This is a genomic window from Paenibacillus sinensis (genome assembly GCF_019904155.1).
In the GTDB taxonomy this organism is placed as follows: domain Bacteria; phylum Bacillota; class Bacilli; order Paenibacillales; family Paenibacillaceae; genus Paenibacillus_AQ; species Paenibacillus_AQ sinensis.
On sequence record NZ_JAHCMB010000128.1, the window covers coordinates 69,648 to 84,272 of the forward strand.

General features: G+C 54.5%; 16 protein-coding genes. 13 read left to right on the forward strand and 3 right to left on the reverse strand.

Translation table 11 applies throughout. The features are described 5' to 3' along the window. The first annotated feature begins 33 nt into the window (after positions 1–33). The 12 genes from KIH86_RS14390 (at position 34) to KIH86_RS14445 (ending at position 10,796) form a co-directional block, all read left to right on the forward strand. The gene (locus tag KIH86_RS14390; RefSeq protein ID WP_223085398.1) at positions 34–990 is read left to right on the forward strand and encodes an AAA family ATPase; all 957 of its coding nucleotides are present in this window, start codon (positions 34–36) and stop codon (positions 988–990) included. Position 991: 1 nt separating this feature from the next. Then, positions 992–2,233, forward strand: coding sequence for a DUF58 domain-containing protein (locus KIH86_RS14395; RefSeq protein WP_223085396.1), 1,242 nt, complete (start codon positions 992–994; stop codon positions 2,231–2,233). Further along, positions 2,230–4,473, forward strand: a complete 2,244-nt coding sequence (locus KIH86_RS14400; RefSeq protein WP_223085394.1) for a DUF4129 domain-containing transglutaminase family protein — start codon at positions 2,230–2,232, stop codon at positions 4,471–4,473. Before KIH86_RS14395 ends, KIH86_RS14400 begins: the two co-directional genes overlap by 4 nt. Before the next feature lie 91 nt (positions 4,474–4,564). Then, positions 4,565–5,092 (forward strand): YqeG family HAD IIIA-type phosphatase, encoded by a 528-nt coding sequence (locus KIH86_RS14405; RefSeq protein WP_223085393.1) that lies wholly within the window; start codon positions 4,565–4,567, stop codon positions 5,090–5,092. After that, positions 5,089–6,216, forward strand: a complete 1,128-nt coding sequence (yqeH, locus tag KIH86_RS14410; protein ID WP_223085388.1) for a ribosome biogenesis GTPase YqeH — start codon at positions 5,089–5,091, stop codon at positions 6,214–6,216. Before KIH86_RS14405 ends, yqeH begins: the two co-directional genes overlap by 4 nt. A 16-nt stretch (positions 6,217–6,232) precedes the next feature. Further along, complete coding sequence (locus KIH86_RS14415) at positions 6,233–7,120, forward strand: shikimate dehydrogenase (RefSeq protein ID WP_223085382.1); 888 nt, start codon at positions 6,233–6,235, stop codon at positions 7,118–7,120. An 85-nt stretch (positions 7,121–7,205) separates the two neighbouring features. Further along, complete coding sequence (gene yhbY, locus KIH86_RS14420; RefSeq protein ID WP_223085381.1) at positions 7,206–7,499, forward strand: ribosome assembly RNA-binding protein YhbY; 294 nt, start codon at positions 7,206–7,208, stop codon at positions 7,497–7,499. A gap of 83 nt (positions 7,500–7,582) precedes the next feature. Beyond that, positions 7,583–8,185, forward strand: a complete 603-nt coding sequence (locus KIH86_RS14425) for a nicotinate-nucleotide adenylyltransferase (protein WP_223085380.1) — start codon at positions 7,583–7,585, stop codon at positions 8,183–8,185. Continuing rightward, a complete protein-coding gene (gene yqeK, locus KIH86_RS14430; RefSeq protein WP_223085378.1) occupies positions 8,157–8,735 on the forward strand; it encodes a bis(5'-nucleosyl)-tetraphosphatase (symmetrical) YqeK in 579 nt (192 codons plus the stop codon). The genes KIH86_RS14425 and yqeK overlap by 29 nt, the downstream gene beginning before the upstream one ends. Beyond that, on the forward strand, positions 8,732–9,079 hold the full coding sequence (rsfS, locus tag KIH86_RS14435; protein ID WP_223085376.1) for a ribosome silencing factor: 348 nt from the start codon (positions 8,732–8,734) through the stop codon (positions 9,077–9,079). The genes yqeK and rsfS overlap by 4 nt, the downstream gene beginning before the upstream one ends. Then, on the forward strand, positions 9,076–10,002 hold the full coding sequence (locus KIH86_RS14440) for a CvfB family protein (protein WP_223085370.1): 927 nt from the start codon (positions 9,076–9,078) through the stop codon (positions 10,000–10,002). The genes rsfS and KIH86_RS14440 overlap by 4 nt, the downstream gene beginning before the upstream one ends. Positions 10,003–10,031: 29 nt before the next feature. Continuing rightward, positions 10,032–10,796 (forward strand): class I SAM-dependent DNA methyltransferase, encoded by a 765-nt coding sequence (locus KIH86_RS14445; protein ID WP_223085368.1) that lies wholly within the window; start codon positions 10,032–10,034, stop codon positions 10,794–10,796. A 119-nt stretch (positions 10,797–10,915) separates the two neighbouring features. On the opposite strand, the gene KIH86_RS14450 is transcribed toward KIH86_RS14445, so the two are convergent. Next, the gene (locus tag KIH86_RS14450) at positions 10,916–11,074 is read right to left on the reverse strand and encodes a hypothetical protein (protein ID WP_038694558.1); all 159 of its coding nucleotides are present in this window, start codon (positions 11,072–11,074) and stop codon (positions 10,916–10,918) included. 514 nt (positions 11,075–11,588) lie between these two features. Here KIH86_RS14450 and KIH86_RS14455 point away from each other — a divergent pair. Continuing rightward, the gene (locus KIH86_RS14455) at positions 11,589–12,089 is read left to right on the forward strand and encodes a discoidin domain-containing protein (RefSeq protein WP_235775419.1); all 501 of its coding nucleotides are present in this window, start codon (positions 11,589–11,591) and stop codon (positions 12,087–12,089) included. Positions 12,090–12,311: 222 nt separating this feature from the next. Here KIH86_RS14455 and KIH86_RS14460 read toward each other — a convergent pair whose 3' ends face one another. Both KIH86_RS14460 and KIH86_RS14465 read right to left on the reverse strand, forming a co-directional pair. Beyond that, the gene (locus KIH86_RS14460; RefSeq protein WP_223085367.1) at positions 12,312–13,265 is read right to left on the reverse strand and encodes an ArsR/SmtB family transcription factor; all 954 of its coding nucleotides are present in this window, start codon (positions 13,263–13,265) and stop codon (positions 12,312–12,314) included. A 377-nt stretch (positions 13,266–13,642) separates the two neighbouring features. Beyond that, positions 13,643–14,545: an ArsR/SmtB family transcription factor gene (locus KIH86_RS14465; protein WP_223086060.1), complete on the reverse strand. Its 903-nt coding sequence runs from the start codon at positions 14,543–14,545 to the stop codon at positions 13,643–13,645. Positions 14,546–14,625: the final 80 nt, after the last annotated feature.

Consider the following 14,625-nt stretch of genomic DNA (forward strand, 5'->3'; position numbering starts at 1 on the left):
ACGGTTATTCTGACTTAGGAGGTATTGCTATATATGCCCGTACGCCAAGAATCGATGCAAATCGTCAATGATATCCGCAAGAACTTAGAATCCTGCATTCTCGGCAAAACGTTTGAAATAAGACTTCTGCTGACGGCATTGCTTGCCGGCGGCCACGTTCTGATCGAGGATGTACCGGGAACGGGCAAAACCCAACTGATCCGCGCGCTCGCCAAATCCATATCGGGCGATTACCGGCGGATTCAATGCAACCCCGACATTCTGCCGAGCGATATTACCGGAGTTTCGGTATATCATCCCCGGGACGAGATGTTCCATTTCCGGCCGGGGCCGGTAATGACGAATATACTGCTTGCAGATGAAATCAACCGCGCGACGACGAAGACCCAGTCCGCTCTGCTTGAAGTCATGGAAGAACGGAATGTAACGGTAGACGGGGAGACGTATGAGCTTCCGCATCCCTTCATGCTCTGCGCGACCCAGAATCCGATTGAATTCGAGGGCACCTACACGCTTCCGGAAGCTCAGCTGGACCGGTTCATGATGCGGATCAGCCTCGGTTATCCGGATGCGTCCACAGAGAAGAATCTGCTGCTCAGCCATCAGGACGGCCAGCCGGTGGACAAGCTTCAGGCTGTGACAGAGATGGAGCGGATCGCCTCCATTCAGGAAGAGATCCGGGAAGTCTATATCAGTGAGCCTGTGCTGGGTTACCTGCTGGACATCGTCAGGGGTACCCGGGAGCATCCGCTGGCCATGCTGGGCGCCAGTCCCCGGGCTGCGCTGTCCTACATGATGGCCTGCAAGGCCTTCGCTTTTCTGCAGGAGCGGGATTATGTGCTCCCGGATGACGTCAAGACACTGGCATCCTACACGCTTGGCCACCGTATTCTGCTGCGTCCCGAGTCAAGGCTCGACAATATTACCGCCAATTCGCTGCTGAACGGGCTGCTGCACAGCATTCAGGTTCCCGTTACGATGAGGCAGTAGGATGAGACGTTATTTGTCCGCAGCCGCTTTGAAGCTGCCGGCCAAGCTGGCGGGTGTGATCGCCGTCTGGAGCGTCACCCTGCTGTATGTGCTGTTTCAGGGCGGCAAGACGTCAATCATGCTGCTTACGATGGTGACGATCCTTATTCTCTATTTGATCGCAGGCGGTTTCGCCGGCGTGCGAAGAGCCCGCGGCAGCCGGATGCTATACCTGGAAGGGGAGAAGCAGGACCTGCTTCATGCCGGAGGCTTCCTCCGGGTGAAGCTGAGAATTACGCTTCCCGGATTTCTGCCGCTGCCTTATGTTGTCGTTAAGGAAGTGTTGAAACGGCATAACGGCGAGTCCTGGATTTTCGAAGAAAGCGTGGTTCCGAATTTCAAGGGCCGTGGCGAGCTTAAGTTTCAGACGCCTCCTCTGGAGCGGGGGCGCTATTTTTTCTCCGATACGGAGATTGCCAGCAACGATATTTTCGGACTGGTTGAATATAAGGGGAGATTTTCGGCGCAGGGCCAGTTCGGCGTTCTCCCGCGGATGGTGCCTGTTCCCGCCTGGATACTGTATGAGCGCAATTCGCGTGCGGCGGGGCCTCAGGTGTCTCTGGCGCCTTCGCGCAGGGAGACGACCCAGATCAACGGTGTCCGCGATTATGTATACGGCGACCGGATCAGCCGCATTCACTGGAATGCCACGGCGAGAACGGGCACTTGGAAATCAAAGGAATTCGAGCATGAATCGCTTCCGAAGACCATGCTTGTGCTGGACGGCACAGCCTTGGCTTACGCCAATGAGCCGCAGTTTGAGCTGGCCGTCTCGACGGCGGCTTCGCTGCTGGGTTATGGCATCCGCGAGCGGATCGGCATGGGACTCTGCTGTCTGGACAAGGAGATCAAGGTGTTTCCTCCCGCGGAGAGCGGCTTGGAACGGCAGAAGATGATCCAGTATCTGGTCGACATCGAAGGGGAGGGAAGAGGTCCGCTTCTTCCAAGGCTGGAGAAGAGCTGGCGCATGTTCCCGAGGGGAGCCTATTTCGTACTCATTAGCCCCAAATACGGCAGCGAGGTGTCCGAAGCTCTGCGCTGGGCGGAGAGCCGGGGTATGACTCCCTGCCACATCCAGGTGCAGAATCCGCAGTCGCACCGAAGCCATGAATGGCAGGATGACTCCAAGGCGCAGGGATATTTGACTCATCGGGTAGGCAATCTTCAGGAGCTGCCCGCCGTGCTGGGAGGATATCCGTCATGAGCAGCTGGTGGAATCAGTTGAAAGCTTCCTGGTACAGGTCATTCAGCCTGCTGTGGATCATCATCATCGCCCTGCAGTGGCTCTCCTATACCGATCCGATCTGGCTCCAGCAGACGAGCGATTCGGTGCTTCTGACATTGACGGTCGCCGCCATTATTGAAATTCTGCTGCCGATTCCGCTGCTGTACCGCATGGTGATAGAAGGCTGTGCCGTTCTCTATATCGTATTCAGGACGATTAATCATTACGGACTTTATATTCCTTATCCATCAGCGCCAGCCAGCGACCGGTTGGATGATCTCCTAACCCAGATGACGCCCTACCTCTGGTTCGCACTCAGCGCCTGGGTGCTGATGCTCCTGGTCTCATATGCCGTTACGAGCAAAGCCCGAATCCTGCTCTTTATCGGCACGAACATCACGGCCTTTGCGGCGCTGGATTCCTTTACATCTGAGGTGCTCTGGCAGGAGGTGGCATGGACGGTGCTGGCCGGTTTGGGCTGGCTGGTAACCTGCCACTTGAAGAGCTTCCAGCGGCTATATCCGCGAAGCTGGAGAGCGATGCTGAACTACCCGATTAAAATTGTCGTCAATATCGTTCTTGTCGTCGCGCTGGTCATTGTTGCCGGAGTCAATGTGCCGTCTGTCCGGCCCACGCTGACCGATCCGTATACAGCATGGAGAGAATGGAACGGCACCGGAGCCACCCAGAACCGGAGTGCTGCGAAGGCGCAGACGAACAGCAGCGACGCGGGGAGCAAAGGCACCGCCTCAGGCTACAGCCTGGACGATTCCAATCTGGGCGGCGGCTTTGCCTTCGATTATTCTCCGGTGATGTCGGTCACCACGGATACGCGCATCTACATGCGCGGGGAGACGAGAAGCGTCTATTCCGGCAAAGGCTGGAGCGACAATACGCAGAGCCGGCGAGGCGGACTGGATAGCGCCGGGGTTGGCGAGGAACTGGAGAACGATTATGTCTCCAAGGTTCCAACCAAGGAGCTGAAATATTCGGTCCGCATGCTGAGCAACAACCGTTATCCCGTTCTCTTCGGCGCCTATTCCATTTCGCGCATCGACTCTATTGAAGGAGGAAGCGAGGCGGAGGGCATTTCCTGGAGAAGCCGGGACGGAGAGGTTCTTGTAGGCAGTGATCTGGTCATCCAGGGGAAATCGGGGACTTATCCGAAATCATACGAGCTGACATCGCAGCTGCCCGTGGTCCCGGTGCAGGAGCTTAGCGCCAAGACATACGCCGAGCTTTATGACGGACTGGATGTGCCGGAGACTTACCTGCAGCTCCCGGGCAGCTTTCCGGACAGCGTGCGGAAACTTGCTACAGAAGTGACAGCCGGGGCCGATACACCGTATGAAAAGATCCTTCTTCTGCAACAATATTTAAGAGAAACATTCCCTTATACGAATCAGCCCGATCTGTCCCGCAAAAAAAGCAGGGATTTCGTAGAGAGCTTTCTCTTCGAAATCAAGGAGGGCTACTGCGACTATTATTCTACGGCGCTCGTAACGATGGCCCGTTCGCTGGATATTCCGGCCCGCTGGGTCAAAGGCTACGCGCCTGGAGAGCAGGCGCAGATTCCCGACAATATCGCGATTCAGGCCGGTAGTCCAGCGAACAGCAACTACACCATTACCAATGCGGACGCCCATTCCTGGGCCGAAGTGTATTTCGGTGAATACGGCTGGCTTCCGATTGAAGCCACACCCGGGTTCAGTGCGCCAACGCTGACCGGAGACACAGCCGATGATCAGCCTCAGCCCTCCGAGAGTCCGGAGCAGAGCGCACAGAATGAAGAGCAGGCTGCCGCGGCCAATGCAGCGCCGGATTCCGGCGCGCTCAATGCCTGGATCGTGGCAGCCGCCGCCGCTGTTGTTGCGGGATGGGGGATTTATCTTCTCTGGAGCCATCGCACGAGCCTTCGCTTCCTGCTGCAGCGTCTGCGGTATGGACGGCCGCTGTCACCGGCGGAGAAGGTTGTGGCCGAGACAGAACGCTGGGTGGCGATGATGCGGAGAAAAGGCTTCAAAAGGGAAGGTAACGAGACGCTGCGTGAGTCCGTCAACCGGTGGAGCGAGGATCGTCCCGCTATCGCGGGAACACTCGCCGCTCTGCTCGGAGGATTCGAGAAGGCGAAGTACAGCCCCGAAATAATAGAAGACAAAGATTGGCAGACCGTGTATACTGAAACTTTACGGCTGCGCACGATTCTCAGACAGAAATAACGGATAGAAGCCGCAGTATTCGCGGCTCCGTCCGGATTTTCGTGGAACTGAAGTTATGATATAGTTTGTCGTATGAAATCGAGGTGAACGTATGTTTGAAATGCTCGTCCCCAGACTTCGGGTGAACACGGTGTTCGACATCGATCTGGAGGACCTGTACAGAAAGGGATACCGGGGCATTATTACGGATCTGGACAACACGCTGGTCGGAGCTAGGGCGCCGCTCGCCACACCGGAGCTTCTGGTGTGGTTTGACAAGGTCAAGCAGCTCGGCTTCAAGCTGATCATCGTGTCCAACAACAATATGGACCGGGTATCCAAATTCGCGACCCCGCTGAACATCGAATTCGTGCACGGGGCGCGCAAACCGAGCAACGCTCCTTTCCATAAAGCCATGAGACTGATGGAAATCGGACCGGACAGCACGATCGTTGTCGGCGATCAGATGCTGACGGATGTGTACGGCGGCAACCGGCTCGGTCTTTATACCGTGCTGGTGCTTCCGATCTCTCCCAAGGAAGAAGGGTTCGGGACGCGGATTAACCGCCGGGTGGAACGCATCGCGGTGACCCGGCTTCGCAAACAAGGATTGTGGCATGAGGAGGAAAGCAAGGAATGAATCAAGAGTTGGAACGATCGCAGCAGAGTCACTGCAGCGGCTGCGGCGTCAAGCTGCAGACCGATAACCCGGAACTCCCGGGTTATTTGCCGGGGGCTGCGTATAACCGGGAGCCGGTCATTTGCCAGCGCTGCTTCCGCATCAAGAATTACAATGAAATGTCCTCGGTATCCCTGGATCAGGACGAGTTCCTTCGTCTGCTCTCCGGCATCGGGGAGAAGAACGCGCTCGTGGTGCACATCGTCGACCTGTTTGACTTCGAGGGAAGCCTGATCTCGGGACTGCAACGGTTCGTCGGCAGCAATCCCGTTATTCTGGCCGTCAACAAATGCGATCTTCTGCCCAAGGTGACCAACTGGAACAAGCTGCGCAACTGGGTGCAGCAGCGCGCCAAGGAGCTTGGGCTGAAGACGGCGGAAATCGTGCTGTGCAGCGCCAAGCGCGGGCAGGGCTTCGACCGGCTGCTGGATGCGGTTTCATCGCTGCGCGGCCGGCGCGACGTCTATGTGGTCGGCGCGACCAATGTCGGCAAATCCACCCTGATCAACCGGCTGATCTCGGATTACAGCGATCTGGAGCAGGAGCTGACGACCTCACGCTATCCCGGCACTACGCTGGACAGCGTCAAAATCCCGCTTGACGACGGTCATTATATCGTCGATACGCCGGGTATCGTCTACCCTTGGCGCTACAGCGAGCTGGTCGAGCGGCGTGATCTCGACGCGGTCATGCCCGTCAAGCCGCTGAAGCCGGCTGCCTACCAGCTTAACGCCGGGCAGACGCTCTTCTTCGGAGGACTTGGCCGGTTCGACTTCATCCAGGGCGAGCATCAGTCGTTCACCTGCTATATCAGCGGCAGTCTGAAGATTCATCGGACCAAGCTGGAGCGGGCCGATGAGCTGTACCGGGATCACCGGGGCGAACTGCTGTCGCCTCCTTCGCTTGAGGATGCGGACAAGCTGCCGACGTGGCAGCGGCATGAATTCCGGATCAGCCGGGGAAGCCGGAGCGACCTCTTCATTTCCGGTCTCGGATGGATCAAAGTGAACGGAACGGAAGGCGCGGTCGTCGCTGTCCATGTCCCCAAGGGCGTGAAGGTGCTGGTCCGTCCTTCACTGATTTAGGGAAGGAGCGTTGTCCATGACAACATCGGCTAAGCCGTGGGCTTCGGAGACGGGAGAGATTCTGCTCGGCGTTATCGGAAGTCCTATCGCACATTCCAAATCTCCGCAGATGCATACGGCGGGGCTCAAGGCTCTGGGCATCAAGGGCGCCTATGTTCCGCTGCATGTGCATCCGGACAATCTCGGCGAGGCGATTGCATCCATCCGGACGCTAGGCTTCCGGGGAATCAATGTGACTCTGCCGCATAAGGTTGCCGTCATCCCTTATCTTGACGCCGTCGACCGGTCAGCCGAAGCCATCGGAGCCGTCAATACGATCGTCAATGACGGAGGAGTGCTGACCGGCTACAACACGGACGGGCTCGGCTATGTCCGTTCCCTGAAATCAGAGGCGGCCAGTGATCTTGCCGGCCGGCGGATTATAGTGATCGGCGCCGGCGGAGCGGCCCGTGGCATTCTTGACGCGCTGCTGCTGGAGCAGCCCGGATCGGTCATCATCGCGAACCGGAGCCGCGAGAAGGCGACCGAGCTGGCAGAGAGCTGGAGCGGACGCGGCGATCTCAAGGGGATCGGCCTTGAAGAGATTGAAGAATATGTCCAGGGTGCGGACATTGTAATCAACACCACTTCGGTCGGCATGCACCCGAACGTGGACCAGATGCCGATCGATCCGGACATTCTTCCGGAAGGCATCGTGGTCAGCGACCTGATCTACAATCCGCTGCATACCCGGCTGCTGCTTGAGAGCGAGCGGCGGAGAGGCTGCGCAATTCACGGCGGGATGGGCATGTTTCTCTATCAGGGAGCGTATGCCCTGGAATACTGGACCGGACGCCCGGCGCCAATCAAGGAGATGCGGCAGGCGCTTCTTGAGAGCCTTGGCCATGGGAGCCATACAGGGTAGCTGAGCTGCCCAGGCATTTAAAATAGAAGCATGCAGATTCGGGTAATATGTAGATAACACATGAAGAATAAGGGAGTATATATACATGACGTTAACCGGCAAACAAAAGCGCTATCTTCGGTCGCTGGCCCATCACCTGGACCCGGTGTTCCAGGTAGGCAAGGGCGGAGTGAATGACCAGTTGATCCGCCATATTGAAGAAGCGATCGAGAAACGCGAGCTGATGAAGATCAGCGTGCTGAACAACTGCGCCGAGGACCCAAAAGAGGTCGGCGGTCAGCTGGCTGAACAGTCCGGCTCCGAACTGGTGCAGGTCATCGGCAAGACGATTGTCCTGTACAAGGAGTCGCGCGACAACAAGACGATCGAGCTTCCGTAGACTGCGGTCAGGAGAGACAGGGACAGCCGCCCCGGCGGCAGGTGCCTGTCATGGCGTAGGACAGAAGGTGAGGAGGTGGGAGTGTGAAGGTTGGCATTATGGGCGGAACCTTCGACCCCATTCATAACGGTCACATGCTGGCCGCGGAGACTGCGAGGGACGCCTTCGGACTGGATGAAATCTGGTTCATGCCTTCCCATATCCCCCCTCATAAACATGCGGCGGGCGTATCGGGAGAAGACCGGCTGGCCCTTGTCCGCGAGGCGATCAGGAATAACGGTGCGTTCCGCATCCTGGACTGGGAGATCATCCGTGGCGGCGTCTCTTACACGATCGATACGATCCGGATGCTTCAGGAGCGCTATCCTGAAGAGGAGTTTTATTTTATTATCGGGGCCGATATGGTACAGTATCTGCCGAAGTGGAAGGATATCGACGAACTGGCCCGCAGGCTGACCTTCATCGGTCTATCCCGGCAGGGAATACAGCTGGACCTTGGGGCGCTTCCTTCGGATATCGCAGCCAGCGTCCGGCTTGCGGAGATGCCGGTGATCGGGATATCGTCCACGCTGATCAGGGAGCGTGCGGCTGCCGGGCGTTCGATCCGGTATCTGGTCCCTGAGGCGGTATACGATTATGTGGTGAGGAGTGAGCTATATGGAGTTCAGCCGCGAGGCACTGATTGAATCGGTATCATCCCAGATGCCAGAGAAGCGCTGGAAGCATACGCTTGGCGTCATGAAGACCTCGGTGGAGCTGGCCCAGAGGTACGGAGGCGATCCGGAGCGGGCCGAAACCGCGGCGATCCTGCATGACGTAGCCAAATACTGGCCGGTGGAGCGGATGCGCGAAATTATTGAAGACAACGGCCTGTCGGCCGAGCTTCTCCGCTATGACAAGCAGCTGTGGCATGCAGAGGTGGGTGCTTTTGTGGCGGAGAAGGAGTACGGGATTACCGACAGGGAGGTACTGGACGCCATCCGGTTCCATACCTCTGGCAGAGAAGGCATGACCCTGATGGACAAAATCGTCTGCCTGGCCGACTATATGGAGCCCGGCCGTGATTTCCCGGGAGTTGACCGTATCCGGAAGCTGGCGAAATCGAGCCTGGAGGAAGGTCTTCTAGCAGGATTTGATTCAACGATCAGTCTGCTGCTGGAGAAGCAGAAGATTGTCTTCCCGCTGACGGTGCTGGCAAGAAATGATTTAGTACGAGCATTGGAGGAAAAGGAATGACCATACAATCCAACGAGCTGCTTCAGCTGACGCTGAATGCGGTTGAAGATAAGAAAGCAATGAATGTCGTGGCCCTGGATCTGCGCGGGATTTCGCTGATCAGCGATTACTTCGTGATCTGCCACGGCAACTCGGATACGCAGGTGCAGGCAATTGCCACGGAGGTGCGCAAGGTCGCCCAGGAGGCGGGGACCGTTATCAAGGGCATTGAAGGCATGGATTCGGCCCGCTGGGTACTGATGGACCTTGGCGATGTGGTTGTTCACATCTTCCATCGCGACGAGCGCGAATACTATAACATTGAGCGTCTGTGGTCCGACGCGAAGGTCGTGGAGACAGTATGAGTCTGATCGCGGGAACGATCGTCAAGCTGGAAGTGGCGAGGGAGGTTTCTCCCTACGGATTCTTTCTGAACGCTGGCGACCAGGATGTGCTGCTGCATTATACGGAGCTTACGGACAAGGTGAAGCCGGGAGATACGGTTGAGGTCTTTCTGTTCTTCGATACGGAGGACCGTCTGGCCGCCACCATGAAGAAGCCATTCTTGACTCTTGGCGAAATGGCGCTGCTGGAAGTGGCGGACATTCACCCGCGGCTCGGCTGCTTCCTGGAAATGGGGCTTGGACGCCAGCTTCTGCTGCCGATCCGCGAGCTTCCCGAGCTTAAGGAGCTGCACCCGCAGGTCGGCGACCGGGTGTACGCCATCATGGAGCATGACAAGCAGGGACGTCTGCGCGCCAAGCTTGCGGGAGAACAGGAGCTGGCTCCGCTTGCCTTCCCGGCTCCTTCGAGCTGGAAGGGCCAGTGGCTGAAGGCCAGAGTCTACAAGCCGCTGCAGATGGGAACCTTCGTCATCGTGGACGGCGGTGTGCTTGGCTTCGGCGCCATCGGCATGATCCATTCCTCCGAGCGGCCGAGACTTCTACGCCTGGGCGAGGAATTTGAAGCCCGTGTGGCGCATATCCGCGAGGATGGCCGGGTGAACCTGTCCATGGCCCAGCGCAAGGAAGTAGGGCGGGACATGGACTCGGCCCGGATACTCGAGTTCCTGCATAACCGGCCGGGAGGCGGAATGCCTTATTCCGACGCAACGCCGCCGGATATTATCAAGCAGCGGTTCGGCATCAGCAAGTCCGCTTTCAAGCGCGCCCTTGGCAAGCTGATGAAGGAAGGACTTATTACGCAGAAAGAGAGCTGGACTTATTTGGCCCAGGACGGCAAGGGACAGCCTGACGGCGACGGAACCGGCGGCGGCTCCGCCCAATAAGCAAGGTAAGGAAAGCGAAGTGTTGTCAAATGCCCTCGTACGGGAAATTTGCTTATGTGTATGATGAATTGATGGCTGACATGCCGTACCCGCGCTGGCTCGAATTCGCGGAGACGGCATGGAAGCGGCTGGGGCGGCCGGAGACCGTGGCCGAGCTCGGCTGCGGAACCGGAAGTCTGACGATCCCGCTGACGGAGGCGGGCTATCATATGACAGGCATCGATCTGTCAGAGGATATGCTGGCGGTGGCTCAGCAGAAGATGGAAGACCGGCCCCGGGGACGCCGGTTCATGAGAGATGGCAGCGTGCAGTGGATCAGGCAGGACATGCGTGACTGGGAGCTTCCCGAGAAGGTGGACGCCGTGATCTCCTTCTGCGATTGCCTTAATTATTTGCTTGAGGAAGAAGACATTGCGGCTGTGCTGCAGCGAACCTACGACGGATTGAAGCCGGGCGGCAGCTTTCTGTTCGATGTGCATCATCCCCGGACCTTGGTTCGGTACGAGGAAGAGCAGCCCTTCATTTATGATGATCCGTCCGTGTCTTATATCTGGACTTGCGAGATGGATGTGCCCCGGAGGGAGATTGAACATCACCTGTCGATCTTCGTCCAAGAGGAAGGCGACCGTTACCGCCGGTTCGAGGAGACGCATGTGCAGCGGGCATATGATCCGGAGTGGATGAAGAAGGAACTGGCCAAAGCCGGCTTTCAGGATATTGAAGTATACGCCGATTTCGAGTGGATCGCTGCCGGGGATGACGCGGAGCGGTTGTTTTATGTGGCGGTCAAATAAGGAAGAACACCTGAAGGCATCCGTTGGTCATCGAGCGTTTTGTTTACTAATATCTGATAAAAAAGGGATATTCCCAAAGGCGGAACAGCGCCTTAACGGAATATCCCGTCTTTCAACCCTTAGCGATGTTCGATCAGGTCAATGGCGCCGAGCACGATATGCGCAAGGCCGAAGCCGAGCACGCCTGTTGCCGCCAACTTGTACTTGCTGCCCAGAAAGGCTGCTCCCGAAGCAGTTACGACAGTGCCAAGAACGGTAGGAATCAAACCTTCACGCATTTGAAACACTCCTTCTCGTTGGTTTGAAAGACAGGAGTTAGTGTGGATAGCCAGCGCCGTTTTTATACGGTGCTTATTTGGGTACCGGATTTATAGCCTGAACCCGCCTTCTTTGCAGACTTTGTAGAGACGCCCATCTCTTCGTTGTTGAAAGGGAAGGCTTTCGTATTATTAGGTCAGTCAGAAACTAACTTCTGGTTGAGCATGTGAAATTGATCAACAGCGGAGCCTCTGAGACTTTGAGTTTCAGGGGCTTCGTTTTTTATTTTTTTATAGAAAAGCATCCGTTATTTATTATGGTGTGTTGTGATTTTTTGATAGCGGTCACAAATAAATGAGAATGTGTCGAACCGTTGTCCATGGTTAATCGTGTATTAGTAAAGGGTATTATTTGTGAGATATTGGAAGAAAATCATGCAATTATATGTAAATTCATTAGATAAAAGGTTGAAATTATGGAATATANCCAAATTGTTGGCTAAAAATAGAAGATAGGATGGAGGAGGAATCGTCAATGTTTATTAAAAAGAGAATGTTGTCTTTAACAACAGCTTTAACCGTTTTGGTATCCTGCTTAACGTTAGGAGGAGCAGCTTTCGCTTCTGAAGAACCGCACAGCGTTGCTGCCAATAAGCCGGCATTCGCAAGTTCTGTAGAGGGAAACCATGCAGCGGCTAATGCGTTTGATGGCGATGCAACCACCCGTTGGTCATCCCAATACTCGGACCCTCAATGGATATATATAGACCTTGTAGGAAATTATCTTATTAGCGAGGTTAAGCTGAACTGGGAAGCAGCATATGCAAGTGAATACAAAATTCAAGTATCCCGTGACGCTGTCAATTGGACGGATGTATATTCAACAACATCAGGAGATGGCGGGATTGATGATATCACCTTTACACCTACAAATGCACAGTTCGTAAGAATTTATGGAATTCATAGAGCAACAAGCTGGGGTTACTCGCTTTATGATGTGGACGTCATTGGGGTATCACACCCGATAGCTCCCTAATGAATTTGGACCGCAAGCGGAGGTTTCTTAGAGTAAGGCGAATACCAAGTAATAATTAGAGACTGTTTTCAGCAGCCCCCGATGTGATATGCTCCCCATATAGTAGACAGGTGAAATCATAGAACCTGTTGCTGTAAGAGGAGCATTTTTTGGCGCCGATGCGCACAAAAAAGACCATAGCCGATATTCCGGCATGGTCCTCGCAGCCATTGCTAAATGTAATTATTCTGCGGTCGACACTTTGGGCGATCTGATATTCTCGACTTCATGCACATCGTACAGTACACGGGCCAGGAGGTCCTGGCTGTAGTTGCCGAAATGCTTGCCGTAGATCGTCAAGCCGCGCTTGTTGACCGATTGGTCCGTTACGGCGATCCGGAAGGTAAGCTCGCTGCGGTAATCCAGCTGAATTTTATCCAGCGTCACATCCGAAATCCGGCAGCCGTCGATGAAGCTGCCTTCATTGTTGATCCGGATCAGCTTCAGCATGCCGTATTGGTTCAGATGCGGCGGCCACCAATCCGGGTTAAAGGTTCCCCGCACATCGCCGAAATCGCCGGGGCTGGTCCAGCAGCCCAGCTCGACCCCGTTCAGATAGAAGTAAATATCGGATGGGTAATTGTTGGAGAAGCCGGGTGCCTCGGAGCCAAGCTCCATCGAGAATTGAATTTCCCGGAAGCTTTGATTCGCCTTCAGATAGTTCGGAATCCGGTATTCCAGAAAGCCCTCCGCCATCCAGACAATCTCCGAATTGATCCGCTGCGGGTCCGCGAAATATCGCGGCTCGTCAAAATCTCCGATAATGCTGTCCTTGGTGGCAAGGCCGCAAGTAGGAACAGCAGCATAGTTGCTGTAATGCCCTACCTGGATTTCCACTTCATATAAATTGTCGACATCCTTGCTGCGCAGATCGACCATCAGCCGGTCTTTGTTCAGATAACACACCTTCTGAATCCCGTGTTTGCCGACTGAGGTATTGATTTCGATCAGCCCGCTCTCCTCCAGCTTCTTAATATGCATGGTGATCGCGCCATTGCTCAAATTGAGCCGTTTGGCGATTTCGTTCAGGTTCAATTCCTGGTTGGATGCAAGCATTTCAAGGATCTGTATGCGAATTTCAGAGCCGAGTGCCTTAAAGATGTCGATTCCGCTCATTAGGTCTTTTATATAGATCATGAAAGTACCTTCCCTCAATACTTTAATAACAACAAAGCTTTAAATAATTATAAACTAATTTAAAACGAAAAGAAAGATTGTCTTTAGTTTACAGGAGTGGAATATGACGGATTTTCAAGCCAAGTTCGATATTCTTCCATAAAAGCTTTGGGAGCAGAATTCCATTCTAGACACTTGTGCGGATGCCGATTGATAAGGAGGACAACTTGAGCCTGTTCTGAGTCGCTCAAATAATAATGATCGGTTACAGGCCAAATTAAACGGCCTCAGTCCAATGGAGCTCAGGACCAAGGCCGCTTACTGTTATTATTTGTACTGTGCTGCTAGAAGGGGGCCGTTCATTATAGAACACTCTCCTCTAAGTGATATAGAGAGGATTAAAGATAGTACATTTTAAACAAGATGTCCTGAGGGTGATTGCCGAATTTCTTGCCGAAAATCGTAGCTCCGCCGACGTACTCGGCATCTTCTTTGACCTCGACACGGAAAGTCCAGCGGTCGCAGGTTGTGTCCAAATCGTCAACAGAAATTGAGGAAAGAGGGTCTCCATCCATATAGATTCCGTGGCTTGTGATCCGGATCGTCTTCAGCAGTCCATATTGGTTGAGGTTGCTCGGATACCAGTCGGGCGTATATTTCCCCCGGATGTCTGCAAAATCGCCAGGGCTTCTCCAGGTTCCAAGCTCCATCCCGTTAAGGGAGAAGGTTATGTCAGACGGCCACACATCATTGGAGAACGGAAATTCGGATGAGAGTTCGAGACTGATCTCGAACTGCTGAAGCTTCTCTTCTTTCTTCAGGAAATTGGCGATGTTGTACTGGACGAACCCTTGGGTAAACCACAGGATTTCTGCATCCACCCGTTTGGGGTCCATAAAGAATTTCGGCTCGTCGACACGGCCGATAAATTCCTTCTCCGTGGCGAGTCCGCAGGTCGGCTTCAGATCGAAATCCGTGTAATGCCCAATCGGGACGGAGGTTTCATAGGATGCAAAAGAATGAAAGATCTTCTTGGGGAAGTTAATCTCGATATGATCCACTTTTAAGATGGAGATTTTCTGAAGCCCCGATTTTCCCGGGACCTTTTCGGTCTTGATGATTCCGGCATCCTCCAGCTTTTTGAGATGCTTTATTACAATCGGACTGCTGATCCGGAGCTCTTCAGCCAGATCTTTGACATTCATCTTGTTCTTCGAGAGTAATTGGATAATCTTTATACGGACATCACTTGCCAAAGCCTCGTAAACCATCAACGAGGACTCGTCAATGGACAATTGCATCATCTTCACTTCCCTTGAAAGGATATCTCAGTTAACATCAGTTAACAGAAGTTAACATTTATATAATAATACCACAAAGA

Bases quoted from the DNA above. Each gene is read 5' to 3' on its own strand.
- yhbY (WP_223085381.1), top strand. From the start codon at position 7,206: ATGACGTTAACCGGCAAACAAAAGCGCTATCTTCGGTCGCTGGCCCAT.
- rsfS (WP_223085376.1), top strand. From the start codon at position 8,732: ATGACCATACAATCCAACGAGCTGCTTCAGCTGACGCTGAATGCGGTT.
- KIH86_RS14440 (WP_223085370.1), top strand. From the start codon at position 9,076: ATGAGTCTGATCGCGGGAACGATCGTCAAGCTGGAAGTGGCGAGGGAG.
- KIH86_RS14465 (WP_223086060.1), bottom strand. From the start codon at position 14,545: ATGCAATTGTCCATTGACGAGTCCTCGTTGATGGTTTACGAGGCTTTG.
- KIH86_RS14450 (WP_038694558.1), bottom strand. From the start codon at position 11,074: ATGCGTGAAGGTTTGATTCCTACCGTTCTTGGCACTGTCGTAACTGCT.
- KIH86_RS14395 (WP_223085396.1), top strand. From the start codon at position 992: ATGAGACGTTATTTGTCCGCAGCCGCTTTGAAGCTGCCGGCCAAGCTG.
- yqeK (WP_223085378.1), top strand. From the start codon at position 8,157: ATGGAGTTCAGCCGCGAGGCACTGATTGAATCGGTATCATCCCAGATG.
- KIH86_RS14460 (WP_223085367.1), bottom strand. From the start codon at position 13,265: ATGATCTATATAAAAGACCTAATGAGCGGAATCGACATCTTTAAGGCA.
- KIH86_RS14455 (WP_235775419.1), top strand. From the start codon at position 11,589: ATGTTTATTAAAAAGAGAATGTTGTCTTTAACAACAGCTTTAACCGTT.
- KIH86_RS14405 (WP_223085393.1), top strand. From the start codon at position 4,565: ATGTTTGAAATGCTCGTCCCCAGACTTCGGGTGAACACGGTGTTCGAC.
- KIH86_RS14415 (WP_223085382.1), top strand. From the start codon at position 6,233: ATGACAACATCGGCTAAGCCGTGGGCTTCGGAGACGGGAGAGATTCTG.
- KIH86_RS14390 (WP_223085398.1), top strand. From the start codon at position 34: ATGCCCGTACGCCAAGAATCGATGCAAATCGTCAATGATATCCGCAAG.
- KIH86_RS14400 (WP_223085394.1), top strand. From the start codon at position 2,230: ATGAGCAGCTGGTGGAATCAGTTGAAAGCTTCCTGGTACAGGTCATTC.
- KIH86_RS14445 (WP_223085368.1), top strand. From the start codon at position 10,032: ATGCCCTCGTACGGGAAATTTGCTTATGTGTATGATGAATTGATGGCT.
- yqeH (WP_223085388.1), top strand. From the start codon at position 5,089: ATGAATCAAGAGTTGGAACGATCGCAGCAGAGTCACTGCAGCGGCTGC.